This is a genomic window from Thioclava dalianensis, from assembly GCF_000715505.1.
In the GTDB taxonomy this organism is placed as follows: Bacteria; Pseudomonadota; Alphaproteobacteria; order Rhodobacterales; family Rhodobacteraceae; genus Thioclava; species Thioclava dalianensis.
Map to the genome: position 1 here is coordinate 43,764 of NZ_JHEH01000019.1, position 26,127 is coordinate 69,890.

The 26,127-nt window shown below is 63.3% G+C and carries 23 protein-coding genes; 11 read left to right on the forward strand and 12 right to left on the reverse strand.

Going from position 1 to position 26,127, the window contains the following annotated elements; genetic code table 11:
• Positions 1-29: 29 nt before the first annotated feature.
• The 10 genes from DL1_RS14185 to coxB all read right to left on the reverse strand — a co-directional run bounded on the left by DL1_RS14185 (position 30) and on the right by coxB (position 8,897).
• On the reverse strand, positions 30-1,283 hold the full coding sequence (locus DL1_RS14185) for an aspartate kinase (protein WP_038067660.1): 1,254 nt from the start codon (positions 1,281-1,283) through the stop codon (positions 30-32).
• Positions 1,284-1,414: 131 nt separating this feature from the next.
• On the reverse strand, positions 1,415-1,999 hold the full coding sequence (locus tag DL1_RS14190) for a GNAT family N-acetyltransferase (RefSeq protein WP_038067587.1): 585 nt from the start codon (positions 1,997-1,999) through the stop codon (positions 1,415-1,417).
• On the reverse strand, positions 1,999-3,258 hold the full coding sequence (locus DL1_RS14195; protein WP_038067590.1) for a M16 family metallopeptidase: 1,260 nt from the start codon (positions 3,256-3,258) through the stop codon (positions 1,999-2,001). Before DL1_RS14195 ends, DL1_RS14190 begins: the two co-directional genes overlap by 1 nt.
• The gene (thrC, locus tag DL1_RS14200) at positions 3,255-4,652 is read right to left on the reverse strand and encodes a threonine synthase (protein ID WP_038067593.1); all 1,398 of its coding nucleotides are present in this window, start codon (positions 4,650-4,652) and stop codon (positions 3,255-3,257) included. The genes DL1_RS14195 and thrC overlap by 4 nt, the downstream gene beginning before the upstream one ends.
• Positions 4,653-4,661: 9 nt before the next feature.
• Positions 4,662-5,339, reverse strand: coding sequence for an SURF1 family protein (locus DL1_RS14205; RefSeq protein ID WP_038067596.1), 678 nt, complete (start codon positions 5,337-5,339; stop codon positions 4,662-4,664).
• A 69-nt stretch (positions 5,340-5,408) separates the two neighbouring features.
• Complete coding sequence (locus tag DL1_RS14210; protein WP_038067604.1) at positions 5,409-6,212, reverse strand: cytochrome c oxidase subunit 3; 804 nt, start codon at positions 6,210-6,212, stop codon at positions 5,409-5,411.
• A 17-nt stretch (positions 6,213-6,229) separates the two neighbouring features.
• Positions 6,230-6,835, reverse strand: a complete 606-nt coding sequence (locus DL1_RS14215; RefSeq protein ID WP_038067607.1) for a cytochrome c oxidase assembly protein — start codon at positions 6,833-6,835, stop codon at positions 6,230-6,232.
• Entirely contained in the window at positions 6,832-7,047 is a 216-nt protein-coding gene (locus DL1_RS21260; protein WP_038067609.1) for a hypothetical protein, read from the reverse strand. Before DL1_RS21260 ends, DL1_RS14215 begins: the two co-directional genes overlap by 4 nt.
• A gap of 3 nt (positions 7,048-7,050) precedes the next feature.
• A complete protein-coding gene (gene cyoE, locus DL1_RS14225) occupies positions 7,051-7,983 on the reverse strand; it encodes a heme o synthase (protein WP_038067612.1) in 933 nt (310 codons plus the stop codon).
• A 35-nt stretch (positions 7,984-8,018) separates the two neighbouring features.
• A complete protein-coding gene (gene coxB / locus DL1_RS14230; protein WP_038067613.1) occupies positions 8,019-8,897 on the reverse strand; it encodes a cytochrome c oxidase subunit II in 879 nt (292 codons plus the stop codon).
• A 165-nt stretch (positions 8,898-9,062) separates the two neighbouring features.
• Between coxB and tldD the strand changes: the two genes are divergently transcribed.
• The 11 genes from tldD to DL1_RS14285 all read left to right on the forward strand — a co-directional run bounded on the left by tldD (position 9,063) and on the right by DL1_RS14285 (position 23,382).
• Positions 9,063-10,490 carry a metalloprotease TldD gene (gene tldD, locus DL1_RS14235; protein ID WP_038067616.1) on the forward strand — a complete coding sequence of 476 codons (1,428 nt, stop codon included), beginning with the start codon at positions 9,063-9,065 and terminating at the stop codon, positions 10,488-10,490.
• 194 nt (positions 10,491-10,684) lie between these two features.
• Positions 10,685-11,845: a DNA-processing protein DprA gene (gene dprA, locus DL1_RS14240; protein WP_038067619.1), complete on the forward strand. Its 1,161-nt coding sequence runs from the start codon at positions 10,685-10,687 to the stop codon at positions 11,843-11,845.
• Positions 11,846-12,177: 332 nt separating this feature from the next.
• The gene (gene topA, locus DL1_RS14245; RefSeq protein WP_038067626.1) at positions 12,178-14,916 is read left to right on the forward strand and encodes a type I DNA topoisomerase; all 2,739 of its coding nucleotides are present in this window, start codon (positions 12,178-12,180) and stop codon (positions 14,914-14,916) included.
• A gap of 267 nt (positions 14,917-15,183) precedes the next feature.
• A complete protein-coding gene (locus DL1_RS14250; RefSeq protein WP_038067630.1) occupies positions 15,184-15,885 on the forward strand; it encodes a CoA transferase subunit A in 702 nt (233 codons plus the stop codon).
• Positions 15,886-15,888: 3 nt separating this feature from the next.
• Positions 15,889-16,518: a CoA transferase subunit B gene (locus DL1_RS14255; RefSeq protein WP_038067634.1), complete on the forward strand. Its 630-nt coding sequence runs from the start codon at positions 15,889-15,891 to the stop codon at positions 16,516-16,518.
• A gap of 176 nt (positions 16,519-16,694) precedes the next feature.
• Positions 16,695-17,177, forward strand: coding sequence for an Lrp/AsnC family transcriptional regulator (locus DL1_RS14260; protein ID WP_038067662.1), 483 nt, complete (start codon positions 16,695-16,697; stop codon positions 17,175-17,177).
• 104 nt (positions 17,178-17,281) lie between these two features.
• Complete coding sequence (locus tag DL1_RS14265) at positions 17,282-18,757, forward strand: NAD-dependent succinate-semialdehyde dehydrogenase (protein WP_038067635.1); 1,476 nt, start codon at positions 17,282-17,284, stop codon at positions 18,755-18,757.
• 31 nt (positions 18,758-18,788) lie between these two features.
• Positions 18,789-20,159, forward strand: a complete 1,371-nt coding sequence (locus DL1_RS14270; RefSeq protein WP_038067637.1) for an aspartate aminotransferase family protein — start codon at positions 18,789-18,791, stop codon at positions 20,157-20,159.
• Between the two features lie 259 nt (positions 20,160-20,418).
• Positions 20,419-21,339 carry a lysylphosphatidylglycerol synthase transmembrane domain-containing protein gene (locus tag DL1_RS14275; protein ID WP_248642593.1) on the forward strand — a complete coding sequence of 307 codons (921 nt, stop codon included), beginning with the start codon at positions 20,419-20,421 and terminating at the stop codon, positions 21,337-21,339.
• 13 nt (positions 21,340-21,352) lie between these two features.
• Positions 21,353-22,651, forward strand: coding sequence for an FAD-binding oxidoreductase (locus tag DL1_RS14280; RefSeq protein WP_038067640.1), 1,299 nt, complete (start codon positions 21,353-21,355; stop codon positions 22,649-22,651).
• Positions 22,648-23,382, forward strand: a complete 735-nt coding sequence (locus DL1_RS14285; protein ID WP_038067644.1) for an SDR family oxidoreductase — start codon at positions 22,648-22,650, stop codon at positions 23,380-23,382. The genes DL1_RS14280 and DL1_RS14285 overlap by 4 nt, the downstream gene beginning before the upstream one ends.
• A 78-nt stretch (positions 23,383-23,460) precedes the next feature.
• Here DL1_RS14285 and DL1_RS14290 read toward each other — a convergent pair whose 3' ends face one another.
• Together DL1_RS14290 and DL1_RS14295 are read right to left on the reverse strand one after the other, a co-directional pair.
• The gene (locus tag DL1_RS14290) at positions 23,461-24,882 is read right to left on the reverse strand and encodes a UbiA family prenyltransferase (RefSeq protein WP_038067646.1); all 1,422 of its coding nucleotides are present in this window, start codon (positions 24,880-24,882) and stop codon (positions 23,461-23,463) included.
• 2 nt (positions 24,883-24,884) lie between these two features.
• The gene (locus tag DL1_RS14295) at positions 24,885-25,757 is read right to left on the reverse strand and encodes a lytic transglycosylase domain-containing protein (RefSeq protein WP_038067648.1); all 873 of its coding nucleotides are present in this window, start codon (positions 25,755-25,757) and stop codon (positions 24,885-24,887) included.
• Positions 25,758-26,127: the final 370 nt, after the last annotated feature.

Below are 26,127 nucleotides of genomic sequence, written 5' to 3' on the forward strand. Positions count from 1 at the left end.
CCTCCGTTCGAAGGCCTGCAAGAAAGTAATCAGGCTTTGTCTAAATCGAACACATCATGCAGGGCCTGAACCGCAAGTTCCAGATATTTACGGTCCACGAGCACCGAAATCTTGATCTCGGACGTCGCAATGACCTTGATGTTGACGTTTTCAGCAGCCAGCGCCTTGAACATTTGCGCAGCGACCCCCGCATGCGAGCGCATGCCGATGCCCACGACCGAAATCTTCGCCACGTCCTGATCCACGACCAGATCGTCGAAACTGATTAAGCCGGCGGCGCGCGCGTCCTCCATCGCCTTGCGCGCCCGCGCGACCTGATTGATCGGGCAGGAGAAGGTCATGTCGGTGACTTTCTCGGCGTGCTGGGCCTGATGTTCGGAGATATTCTGAACGATCATGTCCACATTCACACCCGCATCGGCCAGCGGGCCGAAGATGGCGCTTGCGATGCCGGGACGATCCTCGACCGTCACGAGGGTCATTTTCGCTTCGTCGCGCGAGAAGGCAACGCCGGAGACAACTTTCGATTCCATGATTTGATCCTCGTCGCAGACCAGAGTGCCCGAATTATCGTCGGTTTCCTCGAAGGAGCTTAGCACGCGCAGCGGCACTTTATAGCGCATCGCAAGCTCCACCGACCGGGTTTGCAGCACCTTCGCGCCAAGCGATGCCAGCTCGAGCATTTCCTCAAAGGCGATGCGGTCGAGCTTGCGCGCCTTGTCCGACACCCGCGGGTCGGTGGTGTAGATGCCATCCACATCGGTGTAGATATCGCAGCGCTCAGCCTCGAAGGCGGCGGCGAAAGCCACGGCGGTGGTATCCGAGCCGCCGCGCCCGAGCGTGGTGATCCGGCCCTCGGGCGAGAGGCCCTGAAAGCCCGCGATGACCGCAACCTTGAAGCCTTCGGAGAATTTCGCGTCGAGATTGTCGCGCGGGATCGATTCGAACCGCGCGGCACCATGCGCCGAAGTGGTGTTGATCGGCACCTGCCAGCCCTGCCAGCTGCGCGCCGAGACGCCCATCTCTTGCAGGCGCATCGCCATCAGCCCCGCCGTCACGTTCTCGCCGGAGGAGACGACAGCGTCATATTCGCGGGCATCATAGAGCGGCGAGGTCGTCTCGACCCAGTTCACCAACTCATTGGTGCGCCCCGACATCGCCGAGACGATGACGATCACATCATAGCCGCGTTCGACCTCGCGCTGGACCTTGGCGGCTGCGTTGGCGATCCGGTCGAGATCGGCCACCGACGTTCCGCCGAATTTCATCACCAGAATTGGCATCGAAACCCCCTTGGGCATAATCGCGCCTCTGCTAGCGTGAAGCGCGCGCGCACGCAAGGGAATTGGCGCGCGCGGACGGCGGATGATCGCGCGCTCTCAACGGTTTGGCAAAAATGTCCCGACCCTCGGGCTCAGCCGACATCCGTGCGCCCGCGCCGGTCCGAGCGCAGGTTGGAATAGAGCACATGGTTGCGCCAGCGCCCGTTGATTTGCAGATAGCTTTGCGCAACGCCCTCATATTTGAAGCCCGATTTCTCCAGCACCCCGCGCGAGGCGGCGTTTTCGGGCAGGCAGGCGGCCTCGATCCGGCTGAGATCGAGCGTGGTGAACGCGTAATGCACCACCGCCTCGATCGCCTCGCGCATATAGCCCTGCCGCGCATAGCGCTGTCCGACCCAATAGCCCATCGAGCCCGCCTGTGCGGGGCCGCGCCGGATATTGTCGAGCGTGAGCGCGCCCAGCACCGTCTGCGCGCGCCGGTCGATCAGAAAGACCGGGATCGCGGTCCCGTTGGAGACCGCGCGCGCGGCCCAATAGACGCGGTTCGAGAAGGCCTTGCGGCTGAGATGATCGGGCGACCAGCTTGGCTCCCACGGCACAAGGAACTCCCGCCCCTCCTGCCGCAGATTGGACCATGCCGCGAAATCGCCATGTTGCGGCGGGCGCAGCGTCATGCGCTCCGTCTCGATCCGCAACTGCCGGCGACGCTGGAACATTATGCCGCGAGCCTTTCGCGCACGGCCTCCAGTTCAGGGGCATCAGAGACCGGGCCGTAGAGCGCGAGCGCCGTACGACCGCTGCCCGCCAGACGTCCGGCAAAGCTGCGCACGGCCTCGACGGTCACGCCATCGACGCGGGCGGCGGCCTCTTCGATATCGGGAACGCGGCCCCAGACATGCAGGCTGCGCGCCATCCGCTCGGCGCGCGCGGACGCGCCCTCAAGCCCCATCAGCATCCCCGCCTTGAGCTGCGCACGCGCGCGGGCCACCTCGGCCTCGCTCATATCGTCGGCGGCGCGTTTCATCTCGTCGATGGTCAGATCCGACAACCCGCGGATCTCATCGCCCGAAGTGCCCGCATAGATCGTGAACATGCCGGTATCCTCATAGGCGCCTGCCTGCGAGAAGATCGTGTAGCACAGCCCGCGCTCTTCGCGGATCTTCTGGAACAGGCGCGAGGACATGCCCCCGCCCATCGCGGTCGAATAGACCTGCACCGTATAGAGATCGGCATCGCGATAGCTCGGAGCCTCAAACCCCAGAGCGAAATGGGCCTGCTCAAGCGTTTTGACCTCGCGCCGCTCATGGCCCGACCAGACCGAGCGCTCCGGCGCGGGGTTGAGCGAGGGGGTCATGTCGCCAAAGATCGTCTCGGCGCGTTTCACGATATCGGCGTGATCGACCGCGCCCGCCGCCGAGAGGATCATCTGATCGGGGCCGTAATGCTCGCGCACAAAGCCCGACAGGTCGTCGCGCCCAAAGCCGCGCACCCGCTCGGCGGGACCAAGGATCGTGCGGCCCATCGGCTGGTTCGGATAGGCCGCTTCCTGCAGCCAATCGAAGATCACGTCATCGGGCGTGTCGAGCGACTGGCCGATCTCTTGCAAGATCACGCCGCGCTCCACTTCGATCTCGCGCTGGTCGAAAACCGGGTTGAGCAGAATGTCCGAAATCACATCGAGCGCGAGCGGCACATCGGCCTCCAGCACGCGCGCGTAATAGGCGGTCATCTCGCGCGAGGTATAGGCGTTGATATAGCCGCCCACATCCTCGATCGCCTCGGCAATCTGCAAAGCGCTGCGGGTCTTGGTGCCTTTGAAAGCCATATGTTCGAGGAAATGGGCGATGCCATTTTGCTCGGGGCGTTCATGACGACCGCCCGCCGTGACCCAGATCCCGAGCGAGGCGGAAACAAGCCCCGGCATCTTCTCGGTCACGACACGCAGGCCGTTTTTCAAAGTGGTCATTTCGATCATGTACGGCGTCTTTCACGGATCAGCGCCTCTAGGGCGTCAAGGTCATTGGGAACGCGCGTCACGCGCTCTTCGCGGTCGAACAGGTCGGCCATGCGCGGCGGCAGTTCCGGCCGGATGCCCGTGGCCTTCTCGACCGCATCAGGGAATTTCGCGGGATGGGCGGTGGCCAGCGTCACCATCGGCGTGGCCGGGTCGCGTGCCAGCGCCTGCTTGCCCACGCTCACGGCGATGGCGGAATGCGGGCAGAGCAGCTCGCCCGTCTCGTTCAGACTGTCGGTGATCTCGGCAAGCGTGCGGGCCTCGCTCGCCATGCCGCTGTCATAGACCGCGCGCAGCGCGCCGATGGCGTTTTGCGAGACGGTGAAGGAGCCTTCGGTCTTCAGCTCGTCCATCAGCGCCGCAATCGCCGCGCCATCCTTGCCATAGGCCCAGTAAAGCGCGCGCTCGAAATTGGAGCTGACCTCGATATCCATCGAGGGGCTGATCGAGGGCGTCACGCCCTGCTTGGTGTAATCGCCGCGCTCAAGGCAGCGATGCAGGATGTCGTTCTGGTTCGTGGCGATCACCAGCCGCTCAATCGGCAGCCCCATCTCGCGCGCCAGAAAGCCCGCGAAGATATCGCCGAAATTGCCGGTGGGCACGGTGAAGGAGATCTTGCGCTCAGGCGCACCAAGGCTCACCGCGGCAGTGAAGTAATAGACGATCTGCGCCAGCACACGGGCGAAGTTGATCGAGTTCACCCCCGCCAGCCCGACCTCATCGCGGAAGGTGAAATCGTTGAACATATCCTTCAGCTTGGCTTGGCAATCGTCGAAATCGCCATCCATCGCGAGCGCATGGACATTGCTCTCAACCGGCGTGGTCATCTGGCGGCGCTGCACCTCTGAGACGCGGCCATGCGGGAAGAGGATGAACACATCCACATTGTCGAGCCCGCGAAACGCCTCGATCGCGGCAGAGCCGGTATCGCCAGAGGTCGCGCCGACAATGGTGATCTTTTGTTGGCGGCGCTCCAGCTCGATCTGGAACAGCTGCCCGATGACTTGCATCGCGAAATCCTTGAAAGCCAGCGTCGGCCCGTGGAACAGCTCCAGCAGGAAGTGGTTCGGCGCAAGCTGCACCATCGGCGCGCGCGCCACATGGCCAAAGCCCGCATAGGCCCGGGTGATCGCGCCGCGCAGCTCCTCTTCACTGAATGTCTCGGAGACGAAGGGCTTCATCACACGGAAGGCCACCTCTTCATAGGAGAGGCCCGCAAGGGCTGCGATCTCGGTCTGGCTCATCTGCGGCACGGTTTCGGGCACGTATAAACCGCCGTCCCGCGCCAGCCCCGTGAGCATCGCATCGCCAAAATTCAGAACCGGGGCCTGCCCCCGGGTGGAAACATAACGCATCGTCAATCCTTAGATCGGTTGGCGCCTGATACGCCAGAGAAGAAAGATTGTCATCCCGGCCCAGACGATTGCGAGCAAAAACCAAGTGATCGCATATCCGAGATGGTCATTGGGGATGCCCGAGATGGTGACCGGCTCGGGCGAGATGCCCTGCGCATCCCCCTCGACATGGCGCGCGACAACCATGACCGGTTCAGTGCCAAGCTGCTTTGCCATCGCGGGCACGTCGCGGGCAAACCACAGTCCCGTCTTGGGATCTGGCTCCGGCGTGAAGGCGTCGCTCTCGCGCGGCCAGTGCAGATTGCCCGTCACGATCAGCGCGGTGGGAGGGCGCGGCCGGCCCTTATCTGCCTCGGGAAGAAACCCGCGATCCAGCAGAATGCTGCGACCATCGCCGGTCTCGAACGCGTCGATCACGCGATAGCCCGCGCCCACGCCCTTCTGCCCCGAAAGCACAAGGATCTCTTGCCCCGTCGTGCCGCCTGCGATCTCGACCGGCTCATATTTCAGAGCCTCGGTATCGGTCCCCTCGGGCGGCAGCTCCTGCGGCACGCCGTCGATCTTGGCCGAAATCTCGGCCAGCATCGCGCGTTTCCACTCAAGCCGCTGCACCTGCCAGACGCCAAGCGAGATCAGGATCGCGCAGCCGACGACGCCCAAAAGCAGCGGAAAGATAAAGCGAGCCATGGTTCCTCCCAAGGAAACGGCGCGGAGGTTCCCCCCCGCGCCGCTCAAAAGCCGTGTGGTGAGGCGCGCCTACGCGCTGCCCCAGATATAGATCGAGGCGAACAGGAAGAGCCAGACCACATCGACGAAATGCCAATACCAAGCAGCCGCCTCGAAGCCGACATGGCGGTCTTGCGTCATCTGCCCCGCCACGATCCGCATCAGGCAGACCAGCAAGAAGATCGTGCCGATGATCACATGCGCGCCATGAAAGCCGGTCGCCATGAAGAAGTTCGCACCGTAGATATTGCCCGAAAGGCCGAAGGCGGCGTGGGTGTACTCATAGGCTTGCAGCACCGTGAAGGACGCGCCCAGCACGACCGTCAGGATCAACGCCTGCCGGACGGCCTTGCGATCATGGTCATGCACCAGCGCATGGTGCGCCCAAGTGAGCGTCACGCCCGACAGAAGCAGGATCACGGTGTTGATCAGCGGCAGGTGCCACGGATCGAAGGTCGCGATGCCCTCGGGCGGCCAAACTCCGTCTTGCAGGGGGCTCATCGGCCCCATCGGATACATCGCGTGCTTGAAGAAGCTCCAGAACCAAGCCGCGAAGAACATCACTTCGGACATGATGAACAAGATGAACCCGTAGCGCAGCCCAATGGCGACGACGGGGGTGTGATCCCCTGTCTCACCCTCATGGATCACGTCGGTCCACCAGCCATACATCGTGTAGAGCACGACAAGCAGGCCTGCGAAAAAGACGTAATGCGTTGTCCCATTCATCCACAGAACCGCGCCGAACAGCATGATAAAGCCACCCAACGCGCTCAGGAATGGCCAGATCGAGGGTGGTAGGATGTGGTAGTCGTGGTTCTTTGCGTGCGCCATGGTCTCCCTCCGACGGCTTAGTCGACCGTTCCCGCCCCCATATCCGGCGAGGCCGAAGCATGTTGCTCGGGCAGATCGGTTTCGTAGAATGTGTAGCTTAGTGTCAGCGACTTAATCCGCTTCGCATCCGCATCCTCGACAATGCCGGGATCGACGAAAAAGCTCACCGGCATCTGCACCCTCTCCCCAGGCTGCAGGACCTGCTCGGTAAAGCAGAAGCATTGGATCTTGTCGAAGTAATACCCCGCCACATCGGGCGAGACATTATAGCTGGCCGTGCCCGCGATCGGACGATCCGTCGGGTTATAGGCCTCGTAAAACGCCAGCCCGTTCTGCCCGATCTTGAGCTTCATCTCGGTCTGAACGGGTTTGAATTCCCACGGCATGTCGCGCGCCACATTGGCGTCGAAACGCACGGTTATCTCGCGGTCGAGCACGTGATCGGGCAGTTTGTCGGCCACGCTGGTCGTGCCGCCATAGCCCGTGGTCTTGCAAAACCAGTTGTAGAACGGCACCGCGGCCCAGGCCCCGGCCCCCATCACCACGATCACCGCGAGCAGGCTCATCAGCACGCGCGTGTTCGACCGGTTATGCGGGCGTGGTTCGGGACCGTCCTGACTCATTGCGCGGTGCCCTCCTTGGCGGGATCCGCAGGCGCGGGCGGCAGCACCGAGGTCCGGGGCTGATGGTCATAGGCTTCCATCTTATCGCCGCGCTCGACTTTGGCGATGGTCAGGCCGAACACGATCCCCACAAAGGCCAACAGCACGAGACCCAGCCCCGCATTGCGCGAGAACCGGCGGATATGAAGGTCGCTATCTCGTGTGATGGCCATGCGTTACCAGACTCCCAAACCGATATGGCTCAGTCCCGCTTCGGCCAGCAAGGCTGCGAAATGCGCAAAGAGGTAGATGAGCGAGAAGTAGAAGAACCGCTTTTCGACCGCGTATTTATCGGCCTCGGCCTGAACCTCGGTCCGGCTGTAGATCGCGATGGCGCCCTTGATGAACAGCGCGTTCATCACGATGGCCGTGGCAAGGTAAAGCGGCCCGCCGATCGAGGTAAAGCCCGTCGCAACCGCGAGCGGAGCCAGCACCAAAGTGTAGACCAGCACGTTCTTGCGCGTCACCCGGCGACCATGGGTCGAGGTGAGCATCGGCACTTTCGCCTCGTCGTAATCGGCCTTCATGAACAGCGCCAGCGACCAGAAATGCGGCGGCGTCCAGAGGAATACGAGCAGGAACATCGCAACCGATTCCACCGAGATCCCGCCGGTCGAAACCGCCCATCCGATCATCGGAGGAAACGCGCCCGCGGCCCCGCCGATGACGATGTTCTGCGGCGTCGCGCGCTTGAGCCACATCGTGTAGATCACAACGTAGAAGAAGATGGTGAAGGCAAGAAACAGGCCCGAGAAGATATTCGTGGCCAGCGCCAGCATCACGCAGGAAATGCCCGACAGCACGAGCCCGAAGGCCAGCGCCTCGCGCTCTGAGATCCGACCTTCGGGAATCGGGCGCGACTGGGTGCGGCGCATGATCCGGTCGATATCGGCATCATACCACATGTTGAGTGCGCCCGACGCCCCGCCGCCCAGCGCGATGAACAAGATCGCGACAAAGCCCACGAAGGGATGGACCGGGTCGGGTGCGACGACCAGCCCCACGAAGGCAGTGAAGACCACCAGCGACATGACGCGCGGCTTCAGAAGCGCGATATAATCGCCGAATCTGGCCTCTTTGTCGTGTTGGACGTAACTGATATCGGTCATCAAACTTGCCTTTCGGGTGGCTGGGTCACGCGTGCTCAGTTCTGCGCAACTTGAACCACCCCGTCGGCCTCGACCGACGCGAAGTCATTCTTCGCGCGCTCAAGCCAATTAGCGTAAACCTCAGGGGAGACAACCTTCACCACAATCGGCATATACGCATGGTTCGTGCCACACAGTTCCGAGCACTGGCCGAAATACACACCTTCTTGATCGGCTTTAAACCACAATTGCGCGATCCGGCCCGGAACGGCGTCTTGTTTCACCGCGAAGGCAGGCACGGTCCAGCTATGGATCACGTCTGCACCGGTGACCTGAACCACGACGGTTTTGCCGACCGGCACCACCATCGCATTGTCGGCGGCCAGCAGATATTCATCCGGCGCATAGCCGTGATCCGCCAGCTCATCCTTGGTGAGCATGATCGCATCGAAGCTCACATCCTCATCGGGATATTCATAGCCCCAATACCACTGATAGCCGGTCACCTTGACGGTGATATCGCCCTCCGGGATCTCTTGCTGGTTCCACAAAGCGGGCAGCGAGAACGCCCCAATCACCACGAGAATCGCCACCGGGACAAGCGTCCAGGTGATCTCGATCGGCGTATTATGGGTGAAGCTGCGCGGCGTCGGATTGGCGCGGCTGTTGAAGCGCAGCAGCGCGTAGAAGATCAGCGCGAAGACGAAGACACAGATCAACGCGATGATCACCAGCAGCATGTGATCGAGCCATTGCTGATCCTCGGCAAGGCTCGACGAGGCGGGCTGGAACCCGACACCGCCCAGATGTGGCTTTCCGATCACCGGCAGGCCCTTGATCATATCCTGAGCCTGCGCCTGAACGACTGTCAGGGCATGTAGACCGATAAATGTGACAGCGGCCGCGAGACCGCGGCTGATGCTTGCAAAACGCATTATTCCCATATCTCCCTTGCAGCGGCTCACTTTTTCCGCCTCACGAGAATCCGGCACTCCCATACCCGACCCCGTTGTATGATCTCCGTTTAAAATCATATTAGGATGAGATCGCAAGCAAAAGCTTCGCGAAAACGTGAGAATTGATCACCGAATGGAGAGCAGATGAGCCAGCCAGACCGTTTTTCGCCCTTCGAGACCGCTCTCGATCGGGACACCGCGCTGCGCCATCTGCGCGCGGCGACAACCGGGGCCGACGATGGCGAACTGTTTCTCGAACAGCGCCGCTCCGAGGCGCTGGTCTTTGATGACGGGCGCATCAAGACGGCCTCTTACGACGCCTCCGAGGGCTTTGGCCTGCGCGCGGTGAAGGGGGAGGTCGCAGGCTATTCCCATTCGACCGAAATCTCCGAGACCGCGCTTGCCCGCGCCGTCGAGACCGCCCGGCTCGCGGTCGGCGAGGGGGGCGGCACAATGGCAGCCCCTCCCAAAGGCACCAACCGACATCTCTACAGTGATACCGATCCGGTTTCGGGCACGCCCTTTGCCGCCAAGATCGACATTCTGCGCGAGATCGACGCCTATGCGCGCGATCTCGATGCCCGCGTCGTGCAGGTCTCGGCCAGCATGGCGGCGAGCCTGCAAGAGGTCTTCATCCTGCGCCCCGAAGGCGAGCTTGTCAGCGACATCCGCCCGATGGCGCGGCTAAATGTCGCGGTCATCGTGGAAGAGGCGGGCAAGCGCGAATCCGGCAATGCCGGTGGCGGCGGGCGATTCGGGCTGACCGGGCTGATCGATCCGACCGCGTGGAAGCCCGTGGTGGCCGAGGCCCTGCGAATCGCGCTGGTCAACCTGAGCGCCGAGCCCGCCCCTGCCGGGGTGATGGATGTCGTGCTCGGTCCGGGCTGGCCGGGCGTCCTGCTGCATGAAGCGGTGGGCCACGGGCTTGAGGGGGATTTCAACCGCAAGAAAACCTCGGCCTTCGCCGGGCTGATGGGCCAGCAGGTCGCAGCCCGCGGAGTGACCGTGCTGGATGACGGCACGATCCCCGACCGGCGCGGCTCGATCACGATTGATGATGAGGGCACCCCGTCGGGCAAGAATGTGCTGATCGAGGACGGCGTGCTCGTGGGCTATATGCAGGACCGCCAGAATGCCCGTCTGATGGGGGTCGAGCCAACCGGCAACGGGCGGCGCGAGAGCTTTGCCCATACCCCAATGCCGCGCATGACCAACACCTATATGTTGGGGGGAGAGGCCGACCCGGCCTCGATCCTCGCCGATCTGTCGGACGGGATTTATGCGGTGGGCTTCGGCGGCGGTCAGGTCGACATTACCAATGGCAAATTCGTGTTCAACTGCACCGAGGCCTATCGAGTGAAGAACGGTGTCGTGGGCGCGCCGGTGAAAGGCGCCACCCTGATCGGGGACGGGCCGACTGCGATGCGCCAGATCCGCGCGATCGGCAACGATCTCGCGCTGGATCCGGGCATCGGCAATTGCGGCAAGGCCGGGCAATGGGTGCCTGTGGGCGTTGGTCAGCCGACGCTGATGATCGGCGGGCTGACCGTGGGCGGTTCTGCCGCGCGCTAAACTCGGCGCCTATCAACAACCAAGGCTAATCGCGGATGGCGGCGCTCTCTTCCCAGGGCGCCGCCATTATCATTATTGGGCATGGCTCAAAGGTGCGAAAAATTTTCCCGAAATGCGCGGGACCCCCGGATTTGGTAACCACTTATTAAGACTAACAGCTCACAAATAAGTCATCGTTTGAGGCGGAGGACTGGATGAAAGCAGATCTGTTTTCCTACCCCACCCCCTTCACCCCACCCACCACGGAAGATGATGATCTGTCGGTGCTCCGCCTCACACGATCTCGTCGGGTTGGCCCGGCAACCTTTCACCGCATGATGCAGGAACACGGCACGGCACGGGCGGCACTCGCAGCCCTACCTGAGGTCGCGAAAGCCGCCGGTGTCGTGGAATATACGCCCTTTCCAGAAGAGGCGGCGCGGGCCGAGATCAAGGCGGGACGGCGCGCGGGGGCCACACTCATCTGCTTTGGCAGCCCCGCCTATCCGCGCCTTCTGGCTCAGATCCCCGATGCGCCGCCGCTGCTATGGGCGCTTGGCGATACATCTTTGCTTCATCGACCGATCATCGCTTTGGTGGGCGCGCGCAATGCCTCTTCGCTGGGGCTGCGCATGGCGCGCCGCATGGCCGAAGAGCTGGGGGCGGAAGGTATCACCATCGCCTCGGGGCTCGCGCGCGGCATTGATGCGGCAGCCCATACCGCCGCGCTCCCCACCGGAACGATTGCAGTGCAGGCGGGCGGCATCGATGTGATCTATCCGCGCGAGAATGAAACGCTCGCCGCACAGATCGCGCAATCCGGGCTGCGCCTCTCGGAACATCCCCCCGGACAACAACCGCAGGCGCGCCATTTCCCGCAGCGCAACCGGATCATCTCGGGGCTTGCAAGCGCAGTGGTGGTGATCGAGGCTGCGACAAAGTCGGGCAGCCTCATCACCGCGCGCGACGCGCTCGATCAGGGCCGGGACGTGATGGCCGTGCCCGGTCACCCGATGGATGGGCGCGCGGGCGGATGCAACATGCTAATCCGCGACGGCGCGACACTGGTGCGCGGGGCGCAGGATGTGCTGGCATCCCTCGCAGCCGTCCCCACGCCAGTTGCGCAAAGCCAGTGCGCGGCGCCGGCATCGCTCCGCGCGCCCCGCAACGCCCGCGACGAGGCCGGGGCAAAGGCCAGCGCGGATGCGATTGCGGCACAGATCACCACTTGCCTTGGCCCCAATCCCGTGGCCGAAGATCAGGTGATCCGCGATCTCTGCGTCGATGCGGCCCGCTTTGCCCGCGCGCTCGTCACGCTCGAGATCGAGGGGCGGGTGCAGCGCCATCCCGGCGGGTTGATCAGCCTGCCCGCTTGAAGATTGCGGACAACAGTGGGGCGCACCCAGGCGCGGCGTCGTGCCCGTGCCCCCAGATCCGCCGCTCAAAGCCCCCGCCCAGCCCGAGATTTCCGCCCAATCGTGCCCGCCTCTCTCGCAATCGGCTGGGGCGCGCCATAAAGCCCCCGCCCAGCCCGAGATTTCCGCCCAATCGTGCCCGCCTCTCTCGCAATCGGCTGGCGCGCGCCATAAGTAGGCGAAAGAAGGCTGGGCCGGTCAGACCTCCCCCGCAGGCTGCATTGACATTCGCCCGCAAACACCCACATGGTCCGCGCCCATAGCGTGTGCCGCAATTTTTATGAGGATCTCCCATGGCCGTTGTCGTCGTCGAATCTCCTGCTAAGGCCAAGACGATCAACAAATATCTGGGGTCCGATTACACCGTTCTGGCGTCATTCGGCCATGTCCGCGACCTGCCTCCCAAGGATGGATCGGTCGATACGGACAATGATTTTGACATGAAATGGGAAGTCGCGAGCGACTCGAAAAAGCACATCAAGGCGATCACGGATGCGCTCAAGGATGACGACACGCTGATCCTCGCAACGGACCCTGATCGCGAGGGCGAGGCGATTTCGTGGCACCTGCAAGAGGCGCTCGAGAAGAAACTCAAGGGCAAGAATGTCTCTCGCGTGACCTTCAACGCGATTACCAAAACGGCGATTTTGGAGGCGATGAAACATCCCCGGCAGGTCGATGCGCCGCTGGTCGAGGCCTATCTGGCCCGCCGCGCGCTCGATTACCTCGTGGGCTTCAACCTCTCGCCCGTGCTGTGGCGCAAACTGCCCGGCGCGAAATCGGCGGGCCGGGTGCAATCGGTCTGCCTGCGGCTGATCGTCGAGCGCGAGATGGAGATCGAGGCGTTCGATGCGCGCGAATATTGGAGCGTGGTGGCCCGCCTTGAGACCCCGCGCGGACAGGATTTCGAAGCCCGGCTCAGCGTGCTGGGCGGCAAGAAGCTTGAGAAATACGATCTCGCCAACGAGACCGCCGCCGAAATGGCGGTGCAGGCGGTCAGTGCCCGCGCCCTCAAGGTGACCTCGGTCGAGGCCAAGCCTGCCTCGCGCAACCCCTACCCGCCTTTCATGACCTCGACGCTGCAACAGGAAGCCAGCCGCAAATTCGGCATGGGTGCGAAGGCTGCGATGTCTGCCGCCCAGCGTCTCTATGAGGCCGGTCACATCACCTATATGCGGACCGATGGCATCGACATGGCCCCCGAGGCCGTGACCGCGGCGCGCGAGGCGATCAAGGACAAGTTCGGCGCGAAATATGTCCCTGACAGCCCGCGCATCTACAAGAACAAGGCGAAGAACGCGCAAGAGGCGCATGAGTGTATTCGCCCCACCGACATGGCCAAAAGCCCGGACCAGCTCAAGCTGGCCGATGATCAGTTCAAGCTTTATGATCTGATCTGGAAGCGCACGATCGCCAGCCAGATGGAAGCGGCCCGGTTCGAGCGAACCACCGTTCTGATCGGCTCGGATGACAGTCAGGTCGAACTGCGCGCGACCGGTTCTGTCGTGACCTTTGACGGTTTCCTCAAGGTCTATGATCAAGGCCGCGACGATGATGAGGGCGAAGATGCCAACCGTCTGCCGCAGATCGCTGAGGGCGAGGCGCTGAGTGCCTCGGGCGCAGCTTATGAGGCCGCTTTCGCCAAGGCGAAAGGCGATGCCGACGCGGTGATCGAGGATGACAAGGCCGCGCTGCGCCGCTGCCCCGCCGCGATCATCGACGCCAAAGGCTCGATCCTTGGGGCGCAGCACTTTACCCAGCCGCCGCCGCGCTACACAGAGGCCACGCTGGTCAAGAAGATGGAAGAACTGGGCATTGGCCGGCCCTCCACCTATGCCTCGATCGTGACCACGATTCAGGATCGAGGCTATGTGCGCAAGGACAAGAATCGCCTGATGCCCGAGGATACCGGGCGGCTGGTGACGGCCTTCCTGAGCAATTATTTCAAGCGCTATGTCGAATATGATTTCACCGCCGATCTTGAGGATCAGCTGGATGACATCTCGGCGGGGGATCGCGACTACAAGGACGTGCTAGCGCGTTTCTGGCGTGATTTTTCGGCCGCGCTAAGCGAGACATCCGAGCTGCGCATCACCGAGGTGCTCGACAAGATCGACGAGGTTCTGTCGCCCCATCTCTACCCGCCGCGCGCCGACAGGTCGGATCCGCGCGTCTGTCCGCTTTGCGGCAAGGGCAAGCTGCATCTGAAGACCGCGCGTTCGGGCGGCGCCTTTATCGGTTGTGGCAACTATCCCGAATGCCGCTTCACCCGGCCCCTTTCAGCGCCCGATGGCGATGATGAGCTGCAGGCGCTGGACGGCAAGATCCTTGGCTATGACGACGATGAGGCGATCACCCTGCGGGTCGGGCGCTTTGGCCCCTATGTGCAAAAGGGCGAGCCAACCGAAGAGGTGCCGAAGCCGCCGCGCGCCTCGCTGCCCAAGGGATGGAAGCCCGAAGAGATTGATCTTGAGAAAGCGCTCACGCTGCTGAGCCTGCCGCGCCAGATCGGCCCGCATCCCGAGGATGGCGAGATGGTCGAGGCCAGCATCGGGCGCTACGGGCCTTATGTGAAACATGGCCGGATCTATGCCAACCTTCCCGAGGTCGAAGAGGTCTTCACGATCGGGATGAACCGGGCGGTCGAAGTTATCGCGCAAAAAGCCGCGCGCGGCGGGCGCGGGGCTGCGGCCAAGCCGCTCAAAGAGCTGGGCGAGCATCCCGATGGCGGGCCCGTGCAAGTGATGCCGGGGCGCTACGGGCCTTATGTGAAATGGAACAAGATCAACGCCACCCTGCCCGACACGGTCGAGCCGGAAGCGATGACCATGGAAGAAGCTCTGCCGTTGCTGGAGGCGAAAGCGGCCAAGAAGGGCGGCGCCAAGAAGAAAGCCGCTCCGAAAAAACCTGCAGCCAAAAAGGCTCCTGCGAAAAAGGCCCCCGCAAAGGCGGCTTCCAAGACTACGGCTGCGAAGAAGCCTGCGGCCAAGAAGGCGCCCGCGAAGAAAACCGCGGAGTCCGACGACGAATAAGCCAGTGGATGCGGCGGGCGTCCGGGGCCTAGGGCCCTGCCCGCCGCATCGGCACAGCGCGCCGTTTTGAGCGCCGGATGCGCCTCACGGGGCTGCGCGAGATTTCCAACGCACGCCCGCTGCGCCGCATACATCCCCGCAAATTCCTTCAAATCTATCAATTATGCCTCCCGAAAGTGATGGCGGTTGAGGCTGGCGCTGCAACGCGGCAATTGACTCCCCTCCCGGCACTTGCGAAAGTTTCCCGCAAATGATCGGAGGAACTTCATGAACAAGGTTTACGGGTCTGCGAAGGAAGCTCTCGACGGGCTTCTTTTCGACGGGATGCTGATCGCGGCAGGCGGGTTTGGCCTCTGCGGGATTCCCGAACTGCTCATCGATGCGCTCGTGGAGGATGGCGTCAAGGACATTACCGTCGCGTCCAACAATTGCGGCGTAGACGGGTTCGGCCTTGGCAAGCTGCTCGACACCAAGCAAATCAAGAAGATGATGAGCTCATATGTCGGCGAGAATGCCGAGTTCATGCGGCAATATCTGAGCGGTGAACTGGAGCTGGAATTCAATCCGCAGGGCACGCTGGCGGAGCGGATGCGGGCGGCAGGTCACGGCATCCCGGGCTTTTACACCAAGACCGGTGTGGGCACCCAGATCGCTGAGGGCAAGGAAGAAAAACAGTTCGGCGGCGAGACCTATATCCTTGAGGAAGGGATCTTTGCCGACCTCTCGATCGTCAAGGCATGGAAAGCCGATGAAACCGGCAACGCGATCTTCCGCAAGACCGCACGCAACTTCAATCCGCCCGCCGCGATGTGCGGCAAGACCTGCGTGATGGAAGTCGAGGAAATCGTGCCGGTGGGCTCGCTTGACCCCGACCAGATCCACCTGCCGGGGATTTACGTGCACCGCCTGATCCAAGGCGATCACGAGAAGCGCATCGAGAAAGTCACCACCCGCAAGAAGGAGGGCTGACCCATGGCATGGGATAGAGACCAGATGGCCGCCCGCGCGGCGCAAGAGCTGCAAGACGGCACCTATGTCAATCTCGGCATTGGCATTCCGACGCTCGTTCCGAACCACATCCCCGAAGGTGTGAACGTCACGCTGCAATCGGAAAATGGCATGCTCGGGATGGGCCCCTTCCCCTATGAGGGCGAGGAAGATCCCGATCTGATCAATGCGGGCAAGCAGACGATCACCGAACTGCCCAATACCGCCTATTTCGACAGCTCGATGAGCTTTGGCATGATCCGCGGCGGCAAGATCGCGATGGCGATCCTTGGCGCGATGGAAGTGGCCGAGAATGGCGACCTCGCAAACTGGATGATCCCGGGCAAGCTGGTGAAGGGCATGGGCGGCGCGATGGACCTCGTGGCGGGCGTCAAACGCGTCGTCGTCGTGATGGATCACACCAACAAGCATGGTGAGAGCAAGCTGTTGAAAGCCTGTACCTTGCCGCTGACGGGCACGGGTGTGGTGAACCGGATCATCACGAATCTGGGCGTTTTGGACGTGGTCGAGGGCGGGCTCAAGATCGTCGAGACCGCCGATGGGGTGAGCGAAGACGAGATTCGCGCAGCCACCGAAGCCACGATCGTGAACTGACCGCGCGAGGGGGCCACGTTGGGCCAACGAGGGGGCGCTGCCCCCTCGGGCCAAAACGTGGTTTTGCCCCTAACGCCTGGGATATTTGGATTAATAGGAAGGGGCAGTCTGGAAGGGCTGCCCCTTTTGCGTGGGGATATGGACAGTGCCGCGCGAGGCTGTAATGTCGCGCAATGATCAAGCTCGACCGCCGCGATATCGACATCCTGCGCGTCCTCTCAGCCGAGGGGCGTCTGTCAAAGGCGCAATTGGCCGAGAAGATCAACCTCTCGCCCACGCCCACATGGGAGCGGCTCAAGAAGCTTGAGAAGGCCGGGCTGATCGAGGGCTATCAGGCGCGGATCAACCTGCGCAAGCTGGGCGCGCATGTCACGGTCTTCGTGGCAGCCGAGCTTGCCGATCACCGGGCCGCGACCTTTCAGACCTTTGAGCGCTCACTCGACAAGCACCCGGAGGTCGTAGGCTGCTGGGCGCTTGGCGGGGGATTCGATTATCTGATGCAGATCGTGGCGCGCGATATCGACGCCTATCAGCGGCTGATCGACTCGATGCTCGATGCGCGGATCGGGATTGCGCGCTATTTTACCTATATCGTCACGAAAGAGGTGAAAGCGCGCGGCGCCTTCCCCTTTGAGTTGCTCCTAGACCAAACGGACTAGCGGCGCGCGCTCTTTCAGCCCGAAAGCCCCCGCCGCACGGTCCATTTGGTCCCAGCCTCCGCCCGCGCCCTGCCATATTGGGGGCAAGCCAAGGAGGTACGAACATGCTCGACACCGCGATGTCTGCACGCCCGGATATTTCCGACAAGCGCCTGCTGCGCAGTTTTTCTTATGTGAATGGCAAATGGGTTGCCGCCGATGAAGGGGCGGTGATCGCCGTGACCAACCCCGCGGATGGGGCGCGGTTGGGCGATATCGCGGCGCTGAGCGGGGCGCAGTCGCGCGCCGCCGTCGATGCCGCGCAGGCCGCCTATCTCGACTGGTCGATGACCTTGCCGCAGGAGCGCTCAACCCTGCTGCGCCGCTGGTTCGACCTGATCATCGCCGCCAAGGAAGATCTGGCGCGGATCATGGTGCTTGAGCAGGGCAAGCCGCTGAGCGAGGCGCTGGGGGAGATCGATTATGCCGCGAGCTTCATCGAATATTACGCCGAAGAGGCCAAGCGCCCCAATATTGAGGGCGTGACCAGCCATCTGCCGGATGCCGAGGTCGAACTGTGGCTCGAGCCCGTGGGCGTTGTAGGGCTGGTGACGCCCTGGAATTTCCCCTCCGCGATGCTGACGCGCAAGGCGGCGGCAGCGCTGGCGGCGGGCTGCACCGTGGTCGCGCATCCCTCTTCGGAGACGCCGTTTTCAGCGCTGGCACTGGCGGAGCTGGCCGAGCGTGCGGGCTTTGGCCCCGGCGTCTTCAACGTGATCACCGGCCACGCGCCCGAGATCGTCGAGCCCTGGACCAAGGACGCCCGCGTCCGCACGCTGTCCTTCACCGGCTCCACCGAGATCGGACGTCTGCTCTATCGCCAATCGGCGGACACCGTGAAGCGGTTGGTACTGGAACTGGGCGGTCATGCCCCGGTCATCGTCTTCAAGGGCGCCGATCTGGATCGGGCGGTGGCCGAGACGATCAAGGCGAAATTCGCGACCTCCGGGCAGGATTGTCTGGGCGCCAACCGGATCTATGTCGAGCGGCCCGTTTATGCCGAGTTCTGCCGCCGCTTCACCGAGGCCACGCAGGCGCTGAGCGTGGGCATCGGTATGGATGATCCCGATATCGGCCCGCTGATGAACGAGAAAGCGGTGGCCAAGCAGGAAGAACATGTGGCCGATGCGCTGACCAAGGGCGCGACACTCGCCTGTGGCGGCAAGCGGCTCGATCGCGGCCCGCTGTTCTACGCGCCCACCGTGCTCACCGATGTGACCGATGATGCGCTGATCATGCACGAAGAGACCTTCGGGCCGGTCGCGCCGATCTCGGTCTTTGACAGCGAGCAAGAGGTGTTTGATCGCGCCAATGCCACCGAATACGGGCTTGTGGCCTATGTCCACTCGCTCAACCCCAAGCGCATCTACCGCGCCACCCGCGCGCTGCAATTTGGCATGGTCGCGGTCAATCGCACCAAGGTCACGGGCGCGCCGATCCCCTTTGGCGGGGTCAAACAATCGGGGCTGGGCCGTGAAGGGGCCCGGCGCGGAATGGAAGAATTCATGGAAATCAAGTATGTCTGCCGCGACTGGGCCTGAGCCCCGCCGCAAGGACCAAGAAGGAGACGCTATGCTGACCAACGATCAACTCGACAAATGGGATCGCGAGAATTTCTTCCATCCCTCAACCCATCTTGCCCAGCACGCGCGCGGCGAGACGCCCACCCGGATCGTCACCGGCGGCGAGGGCGTCTATATTGAGGATCGCGACGGCAACAAGCTGCTGGATGCTTTCGCGGGCCTTTATTGCGTGAATGTGGGCTATGGCCGCAGCGAGATCGCCGAGGCGATTGCAGAGCAGGCCAAGGAGCTTGCCTATTACCACGCCTATGTCGGGCATGGCACCGAGGCCTCGATCACGCTGGCGCATATGGTGCTGGAGCGGGCGCCCGCCAACATGTCCAAGGTCTATTTCGGGCTGTCGGGCTCGGATGCGAACGAGACCAACATCAAGCTGATCTGGTATTACAACAATATTCTGGGTCGCCCCGAGAAGAAGAAGATCATCTCGCGCTGGCGCGGCTATCACGGCTCGGGCGTCATGACCGGCTCGCTGACCGGGCTGGCGGCGTTCCACAACAAATTTGACCTGCCGCGCGCGCCGATCCTGCATACCGAGGCGCCCTATTACTTCCGCCGCCCCAAGGCCGATATGACCGAGGCGCAGTTCACCGCGCATTGCGCAGCCGAACTGGAGGCGCTGATCGAGCGCGAAGGCGCTGACACGATCGCGGCCTTCATCGGTGAGCCGGTGCTGGGCACGGGGGGGATCGTGCCGCCGCCCGAGGGCTACTGGGCCGCGATTCAGGCTGTGCTGGACAAGCATGACATCTTGCTGGTCGCAGATGAGGTCGTCACCGGCTTCGGGCGTCTGGGCTCGATGTTTGGCTCGGATCACTACGGCATGAAGCCCGATCTGATCACCATCGCCAAGGGGCTGACCTCGGCCTATGCGCCGCTTTCGGGCTCGATCGTGGGCGACAAGATGTGGAAAGTGCTTGAACAGGGCACGGATGAGAACGGCCCGATTGGCCATGGCTGGACCTATTCGGCGCACCCTATCGGGGCTGCCGCAGGGGTTGCCAACCTCAAACTGATCGATCAGCTCGGTCTGGTGGGCAATGCCGGAAGCACAGGCAAATATTTCAACGACGCGATGAAAGCGGCCTTGGGCGATCATGTTCATGTCGGCGACGTTCGCGGCGAAGGGCTGATGTGCGCCGTCGAGTTCGTCAAGGACCGCGAGCAGCGCACCTTCTTCGACGCCTCCGACAAGGTGGGCGCGAAGCTGGCGACCGCTTTGGTCGAGCGTGGTGTGATCGCCCGTGCGATGCCGCAAGGTGACATCCTCGGCTTTGCTCCGCCACTTTGCCTGACCCGCGAGGAGGCCGACACCATTATCTCGACGACGGCAGATGCGGTGAAATCGGTTCTCGGCTAAGGCCCTGACGCGCAAGGAAATCGAAAGGCAGCCCCGATGCGGGCTGCCTTTTTCTTTGTCGCTTTTGGCGAAACAAGGTCATAATCCTGCCCCGATCTGTCGCTAAAACGGACGCAATGAACAGCACGAGCCATATCCCTGCGCCCTCCCTGCGCGCCCTGCCCCGCCGCTGGCGGGATCGGGCGCGTTTGCGCGGGCTGCCCATATCCCTGCGCCCTCCCTGCGCGCCCTGCCCCGCCGCTGGCGGGATCGTGCGCTTTTGGGCGGGCTGCTGGTGCTGCTGGCCGCGGGGCTGATCGGTCTGATCTCGGCCACGGGTTGGCAGGAGACACGCGCGCAGCTTGCGCGGCTGCACCTGTGGCAGATCGCGCTTTTGCTGGGGCTGTCGCTGGCCAATTACCTGTGCCGCGCGCTGCGCTGGCATGTGCTGGCGCGCCGCCTTGGGCTGCCCACCGGAGCGGTGCAGAACATCCGCCATTTCCTCGGCGGCTTTGCGATGTCGGTCACACCGGGCCGCGTCGGAGAGCTGGTGCGCATGCGCTGGATCCGGCGCGAAACTGGCTGGGCGATTGCGCGCAGTGCGCCGCTAGCCCTGATGGACCGGGCAGGCGATCTGGCGGTGATGGCGCTGCTTCTGGGCGGTGCGATTTCGCTCGCCGCAGGCGGCATTGCAGGCGCGCTGCCGGTCACCGCTCTCGCCCTTGCCGCCGCAATCGTGGCCACCCGCCCGCGCCTTCTGGCGGCGCTGATCACGCAGACCTATCGCCTCGCGGGCCGTGCGCCTCGGCTGTTTGCCCGCGCCCGCAGCGCGGCGCGCTCTCTGGCGCGGTTCACCCATGGCCCGACGCTTGGCTTGGTCCTTGGGCTGGGGCTCGCGGGCTGGCTGGCCGAGGGCTACGCATTCCATCTGCTGCTGGGCTGGATGGGCGCCGATATCGGGCTCGCCAAGGCCATTGCGATCTTTGTCTTTGCTACGCTGGCAGGCGGGCTGACCGGCGCGCCCGGCGGGTTGGGTGGCGCCGAGGCCGCGATGGTCGCGCTGCTCTCGCTCGATGGCATCCCGCTCGACATCTCGATCCCCGCCACAGCCGTCATTCGCCTGACCACGCTTTGGTTCGCCATAGCCATCGGGCTTGCGATCTTCCCTCTGGCCGAGCGCGCCGCGCGCAAAGCCCCATAAGCCCGAGACGCGCATGGACTGGAAAGACAGCGAATATACCGGATGGGGCCGCGCCTTGCGCGCGACCGGTCAGCTCGCCCGCCCCGAAACCCGCGATGCGCTTGCACGGCTTGAGGCGGCTCCCGCCTTTGGCATGCGGCGCTCTTACGGGGATGCGGCGCTCAATTCGGATGGGCGCGCGGTGGATATGAGCGCGCTCGACCGGATGATCGCTTTCGATCCCGAGACAGGCGATTTGCAGATCGAGGCCGGGGCGCGGATCGGCGATGTCGCGCGCGCCTTCGCGCCGCGCGGCTGGCTGCCGCCGGTGATGCCCGGCACAGGCTTTGCGACCATTGGCGGCTGCATCGCGCAGGATGTGCATGGCAAGAACCACCATCATATCGGCAGTTTCGGCCAGCATATCCGCCAGCTCACCTTGCTTCAGAACGGCGCCGAGCGGATCGTGAAACCGGGCAGCGCGCTCTTTCGTGCGACGCTGGGCGGGTTGGGTCAGACCGGGGTCATCCTGCGCGCCACGCTTCGGCTGCAGCGCTGCAAGGGCGATGTGATGCTGGTCACCGAACGCCGCGCGCCCGATTGGGAGCGCCATCTTGGCCTGCTCGATGCCTCGCGCGCGAGCTACACTGTCGGCTGGATCGACGCGACCGCGACGGGGGCTGCTCTCGGGCGCGGCATCGTCGAGGAGGGCGAGACGGTCGCAGGGCTGGTCCGCCCGCGCGCCAAACCGCGCAAGATCCCCTTCGATGCGCCGCATTGGGCGCTCGCGCCGCCGGTCGTGCGAGCTTTCAACCGGGCCTATTATCACCGCGTGCCCCGGCAGGGCCGCTCGCTGGTGCGCCGGCTGGAAGATTTCTTCTTTCCGCTCGACAAGCTGCATGACTGGAACCGGCTTTACGGCAAACGCGGTTTTCACCAGTTCCAATGCGTCGTGCCGCTGGCCGCGGCCGATGCGTTGCGCGCGATGCTGGCCGAAATCGCGGGATCGGGGCTGGCCTCGCCGCTCGCCGTACTCAAGCGCATGGGGCCGGGACGTGCGGGCGATCTGAGCTTTCCGATGGAGGGCTACACGCTGGCCATCGATTTCCCCAACCGCACCGAGGCGCGTGCGCTGATCCATCGGCTTGAGACGCGCACGCTCGAGGCGGGCGGGCGGATCTATCTGGCCAAGGACAGCCTCGCCTCAGCCGCGCAGATCCGCGCGATGTATCCAGATTTGCCACAGTGGCAGAGCATAGTGGCCAAGGCCGACCCGGCGGGAGCGTTGGAGACAGACATGACCCGCCGGTTGAACCTCAGGAGTGAGATATGAAGAACAGTTGGATCATCCTTGGCGCCACATCGGGCATCGCGCGCGCGCTGATCCGCAGGCTCGCCGAGCAGGGCCATACGTTGTTTCTGGCGGGCCGCAATATGCCCGAGCTTGAGGCCATCGCCGCCGATTGCCGCCTGCGCGGCGCGCCCGCCGCCGAGATCATGCGCTTCGATGCGCGCGACCACAGCAATTACGCCGAGCTGATCGCACAGTTGGAAGCGCAGGACGGCATTCTCAATTGCGCCGTCTTCACCGGCTCGATGCCCGAGCAGGACGTGGTGGATGCCAACCCTCAGATGATCGAGGGCGTAATGGCCGACAGCTATACCGGCCCTGCGACCTTCCTGAGCCTGCTCGCGCCGCTGATGGAGGCGCGCGGATCGGGAGCGATTGCTGGGATCGGTTCGGTCGCAGGCGATCGCGGGCGGCTCGGCAACTATGTGTACGGCGCGTCCAAAGCCGCCTTTGCCACCTATCTCTCGGGGCTGCGAAACCGGCTGGGGCGCTCGGGTGTGCATGTGATGACGGTCAAGCCCGGCCCGGTCGACACACCGATGACGCGCGGGATGGAGCTGCCGCTGATGACGACCCCGGATGCGGTCGCCGATGACATCCTGCAAGGCCTCGCGCGCAAGAGAAACGTGCTCTACACCCGCAAGATCTGGCAATTGGTGATGGGGATCATCCGGATCATTCCCGAGCCGATCTTCAAGAAGATGTCGATCTGAGAGTTGCCCCGCGCGCTGGGGGTTTCACACCCCCAAAGCCCTGTGGGATATTTGGGTCAAGAGGAAGAGGGGGCGCGTTCAGCCGCCGAACCATTGCGCCCAGAGCCCCGCCGCCCAGAACATCAGCGACAGCATGATCATGATCAGGCCAAGCCCAAACTTGTCGCGCATCGCAAAGACGATCGGGTCGTAATCCTGCTTGCCAAACCAACCCAACACGACCATGCGGATCAGCCACCATCCGAGCGGGATCATCGCCACCCAGAGCAACCAATGATCGGGATAAAGCATCACGGCCTGCGGGGAGACCGAATAGAGAAAGAAGACCAGAAGCGCGCCGAACACGCCGAGCCCTGCGACATTGAGCAGATCGCCCCGATCCGCGCGCCCGTAGCCACGCCCGGGCAGGCGCGCATCCGAGGTGGCCAGCGTGAGCTCTGTCAGCCGCTTCACGCAGCCCAGCGCGATGAAGACCGGGAAGATGAAGATCAGCATATAAATCGACACATCCACCTCGCCAGCAGCCGCCCCGGCCACCACGCGAATCGTGTAAAGCGTGGCCAGCGTCGCGATATCCACCCAGCGCATGCGTTTGAGCTTTAGCGAATAGGCCAGCGAGGTGAGCATGTAGAGCAGCACGATGCCGAAAAAGCCCAGATTGAGCGCACCGGCGAGTGCCAGAGATGCCAGCGCAAGGCCGAGGCCTGTCGCCATGCCGATTCGGATCGGGACCGTTCCGGCTGCAAAGGGACGACGGCATTTGGTGGGATGCAGCCGGTCGGCCTCGAGATCGAGCAGATCATTGACGATATAGATCGACGAGGCCGCGAAGGAGAAGGCGATCATGCCCAGCACGATCGGCAGCAATGTGTCGAGGTCGAATCGATGCGCGGCGATCAGGGGCAAGACGAGCAGCACGTTTTTGACCCATTGATGCGGCCGAAGCGCCTTGAGGAGTGCGCGCCACGACCAGCCCCCCTCCAGCATATCGCGGCGGGGCAGCGAGGTGGCCTGCGGCACATGGCCCACAACAAGCGCGCGCTCGGCATGGTGCCAGATCGCGAGATCGGCGGCCTCATTGCCCGCATAGTCAAAACCGCGCTCGCCATAGGCCGCAATCAGCGCCTGCGCCTTGGCCTCCCCCTTGAGATTGGTGTCCCCATCCGAGGCGAAGACCTGCCCCGAGAGCCCATGAGCGGCGGCCAGAGCGCGGACCTGCCCCTCATTTGAGGCCGAGGCTAGCACGACCTCGCGCCCGGCCTCTTGCGCCTGCGAGACCGCCTGCGCCACCGCAGGCGTCACCGGCATCAGATCGAGCCGCAGATCGACTTGCGCGGCCAGCTCTGCCTTGAGACGTGCCGGGTGGGTGATGTGGCGCAGCGCGGTTTTCAGCGTCGGCAGGGGTGCGCGGCCAAGACCGGCCCAGAAGGCCTCGAACAGAAGATCGGTCTTGAGAAATGTGCCGTCGACATCGAGGACAAGCGGTCGGGTTTGGCGCATCTTTATCCTTTCACTCGAAACACGCAGCCGTCGGTCATGAGCTGGGGCGGCGTCATGCACAGGCCCCGCGCGACCGACCATGCGGCCAAGACCTTGGGCACGTAATCGCGCGTCTCGGCAAAGGGCGGCACGCCGTCATTCTTCTTCACGTTGTTCTCGCCCGAATTATAGGCCGCGATCACCATCAGCGGATCGCGGTCGAACTCCTTCATCAGCCAGTCGAGATAGGTGACCCCACCGGCGATATTCTGGCTCGGATCACGGCTGTCATCGACATCGAAGCGATCTGCGGTTGCCGGGATCAGCTGCATCAGCCCGACCGCCCCGGCATGGCTCACCGCGTCATGGCGCCCGCCCGATTCCACCGAGATCATCGCCACCACAAGCGCGGGCGAGACATTGGTTCCGATCGTCGCCTTGAGGATATCTGTGCCATGCGCCTTGGCGATATCGGCAAGGCTGCTCAGGCGGGGCGCGCGCACCGAGTTGCCCTCGGGCCCTTGGGTCAGTGCGGCAAGCGCCGTCTCGAAGCGACCGGCGCGATCCTCGAGCTTGGGGGAGATCTTCTTCCAGAACCAAGCGTAATGCGCGTGACCTCGTGGCCGACTGGGGCCGCCGGTTGCGCCATCGGTCTCTGTACTGTCGGCGGGGGCTTTTGTGATCGGGCGCCACGGCTCCTTTGCCATGGCCGCCAGCTCGCGCTGTTGTTCTTCGGGATCGATCTGGATCGTGATGAAGCGTTTGGTGCCGGGTTTCGGCGGCAGCACGCGTTTGGGCTTCACGCCTTCATTGACCGGCGCGGAGATCTCCGCGCTGCCCGGCCCCGCAGCCATGGCCGCAAGAAAAACGATTGTCACCGCCTGTAATGCGCGCATTGCGCCACCCGCTCATCTGCCTCATGCAGCTCTTATCTGGCCGCGTTGACGATATTTATCCGCGCAAAGCGCGAAAAAATCCAGTGAAGTCGAGGGTTTGAGCGCGATTCGTGCCACTTTGGCATCGCTTGGAGAGCAGAGATCCCCCTCTCTAGCAGATAGGAATCAGAATTAAATTCATGAAATTCAAAGCTTTAGGCGTATTTCCAACAGAAAGTTAAGTGTTCCCGAAATCGCCGCGAGCCTGCCCAAATCCCGCCACCTTCCGGGGGCTATATGTCCCCATGCCGTGAGACGGGGACCAAGGTCAGAGGTGGTCGAAACTCGCTTCAGGGACGCGCAAACCAAACACCAGGAGAGACACCATGAT

Excerpts from the sequence above, each read along its gene's own strand:
- DL1_RS14185 (WP_038067660.1), bottom strand. The coding sequence starts at position 1,283 with ATGCCAATTCTGGTGATGAAATTCGGCGGAACGTCGGTGGCCGATCTC.
- DL1_RS14190 (WP_038067587.1), bottom strand. The coding sequence starts at position 1,999 with ATGTTCCAGCGTCGCCGGCAGTTGCGGATCGAGACGGAGCGCATGACG.
- DL1_RS14195 (WP_038067590.1), bottom strand. The coding sequence starts at position 3,258 with ATGATCGAAATGACCACTTTGAAAAACGGCCTGCGTGTCGTGACCGAG.
- thrC (WP_038067593.1), bottom strand. The coding sequence starts at position 4,652 with ATGCGTTATGTTTCCACCCGGGGGCAGGCCCCGGTTCTGAATTTTGGC.
- DL1_RS14205 (WP_038067596.1), bottom strand. The coding sequence starts at position 5,339 with ATGGCTCGCTTTATCTTTCCGCTGCTTTTGGGCGTCGTCGGCTGCGCG.
- DL1_RS14210 (WP_038067604.1), bottom strand. The coding sequence starts at position 6,212 with ATGGCGCACGCAAAGAACCACGACTACCACATCCTACCACCCTCGATC.
- DL1_RS14215 (WP_038067607.1), bottom strand. The coding sequence starts at position 6,835 with ATGAGTCAGGACGGTCCCGAACCACGCCCGCATAACCGGTCGAACACG.
- DL1_RS21260 (WP_038067609.1), bottom strand. The coding sequence starts at position 7,047 with ATGGCCATCACACGAGATAGCGACCTTCATATCCGCCGGTTCTCGCGC.
- cyoE (WP_038067612.1), bottom strand. The coding sequence starts at position 7,983 with ATGACCGATATCAGTTACGTCCAACACGACAAAGAGGCCAGATTCGGC.
- coxB (WP_038067613.1), bottom strand. The coding sequence starts at position 8,897 with ATGCGTTTTGCAAGCATCAGCCGCGGTCTCGCGGCCGCTGTCACATTT.
- tldD (WP_038067616.1), top strand. The coding sequence starts at position 9,063 with ATGAGCCAGCCAGACCGTTTTTCGCCCTTCGAGACCGCTCTCGATCGG.
- dprA (WP_038067619.1), top strand. The coding sequence starts at position 10,685 with ATGAAAGCAGATCTGTTTTCCTACCCCACCCCCTTCACCCCACCCACC.
- topA (WP_038067626.1), top strand. The coding sequence starts at position 12,178 with ATGGCCGTTGTCGTCGTCGAATCTCCTGCTAAGGCCAAGACGATCAAC.
- DL1_RS14250 (WP_038067630.1), top strand. The coding sequence starts at position 15,184 with ATGAACAAGGTTTACGGGTCTGCGAAGGAAGCTCTCGACGGGCTTCTT.
- DL1_RS14255 (WP_038067634.1), top strand. The coding sequence starts at position 15,889 with ATGGCATGGGATAGAGACCAGATGGCCGCCCGCGCGGCGCAAGAGCTG.
- DL1_RS14265 (WP_038067635.1), top strand. The coding sequence starts at position 17,282 with ATGCTCGACACCGCGATGTCTGCACGCCCGGATATTTCCGACAAGCGC.
- DL1_RS14270 (WP_038067637.1), top strand. The coding sequence starts at position 18,789 with ATGCTGACCAACGATCAACTCGACAAATGGGATCGCGAGAATTTCTTC.
- DL1_RS14280 (WP_038067640.1), top strand. The coding sequence starts at position 21,353 with ATGGACTGGAAAGACAGCGAATATACCGGATGGGGCCGCGCCTTGCGC.
- DL1_RS14285 (WP_038067644.1), top strand. The coding sequence starts at position 22,648 with ATGAAGAACAGTTGGATCATCCTTGGCGCCACATCGGGCATCGCGCGC.
- DL1_RS14290 (WP_038067646.1), bottom strand. The coding sequence starts at position 24,882 with ATGCGCCAAACCCGACCGCTTGTCCTCGATGTCGACGGCACATTTCTC.
- DL1_RS14295 (WP_038067648.1), bottom strand. The coding sequence starts at position 25,757 with ATGCGCGCATTACAGGCGGTGACAATCGTTTTTCTTGCGGCCATGGCT.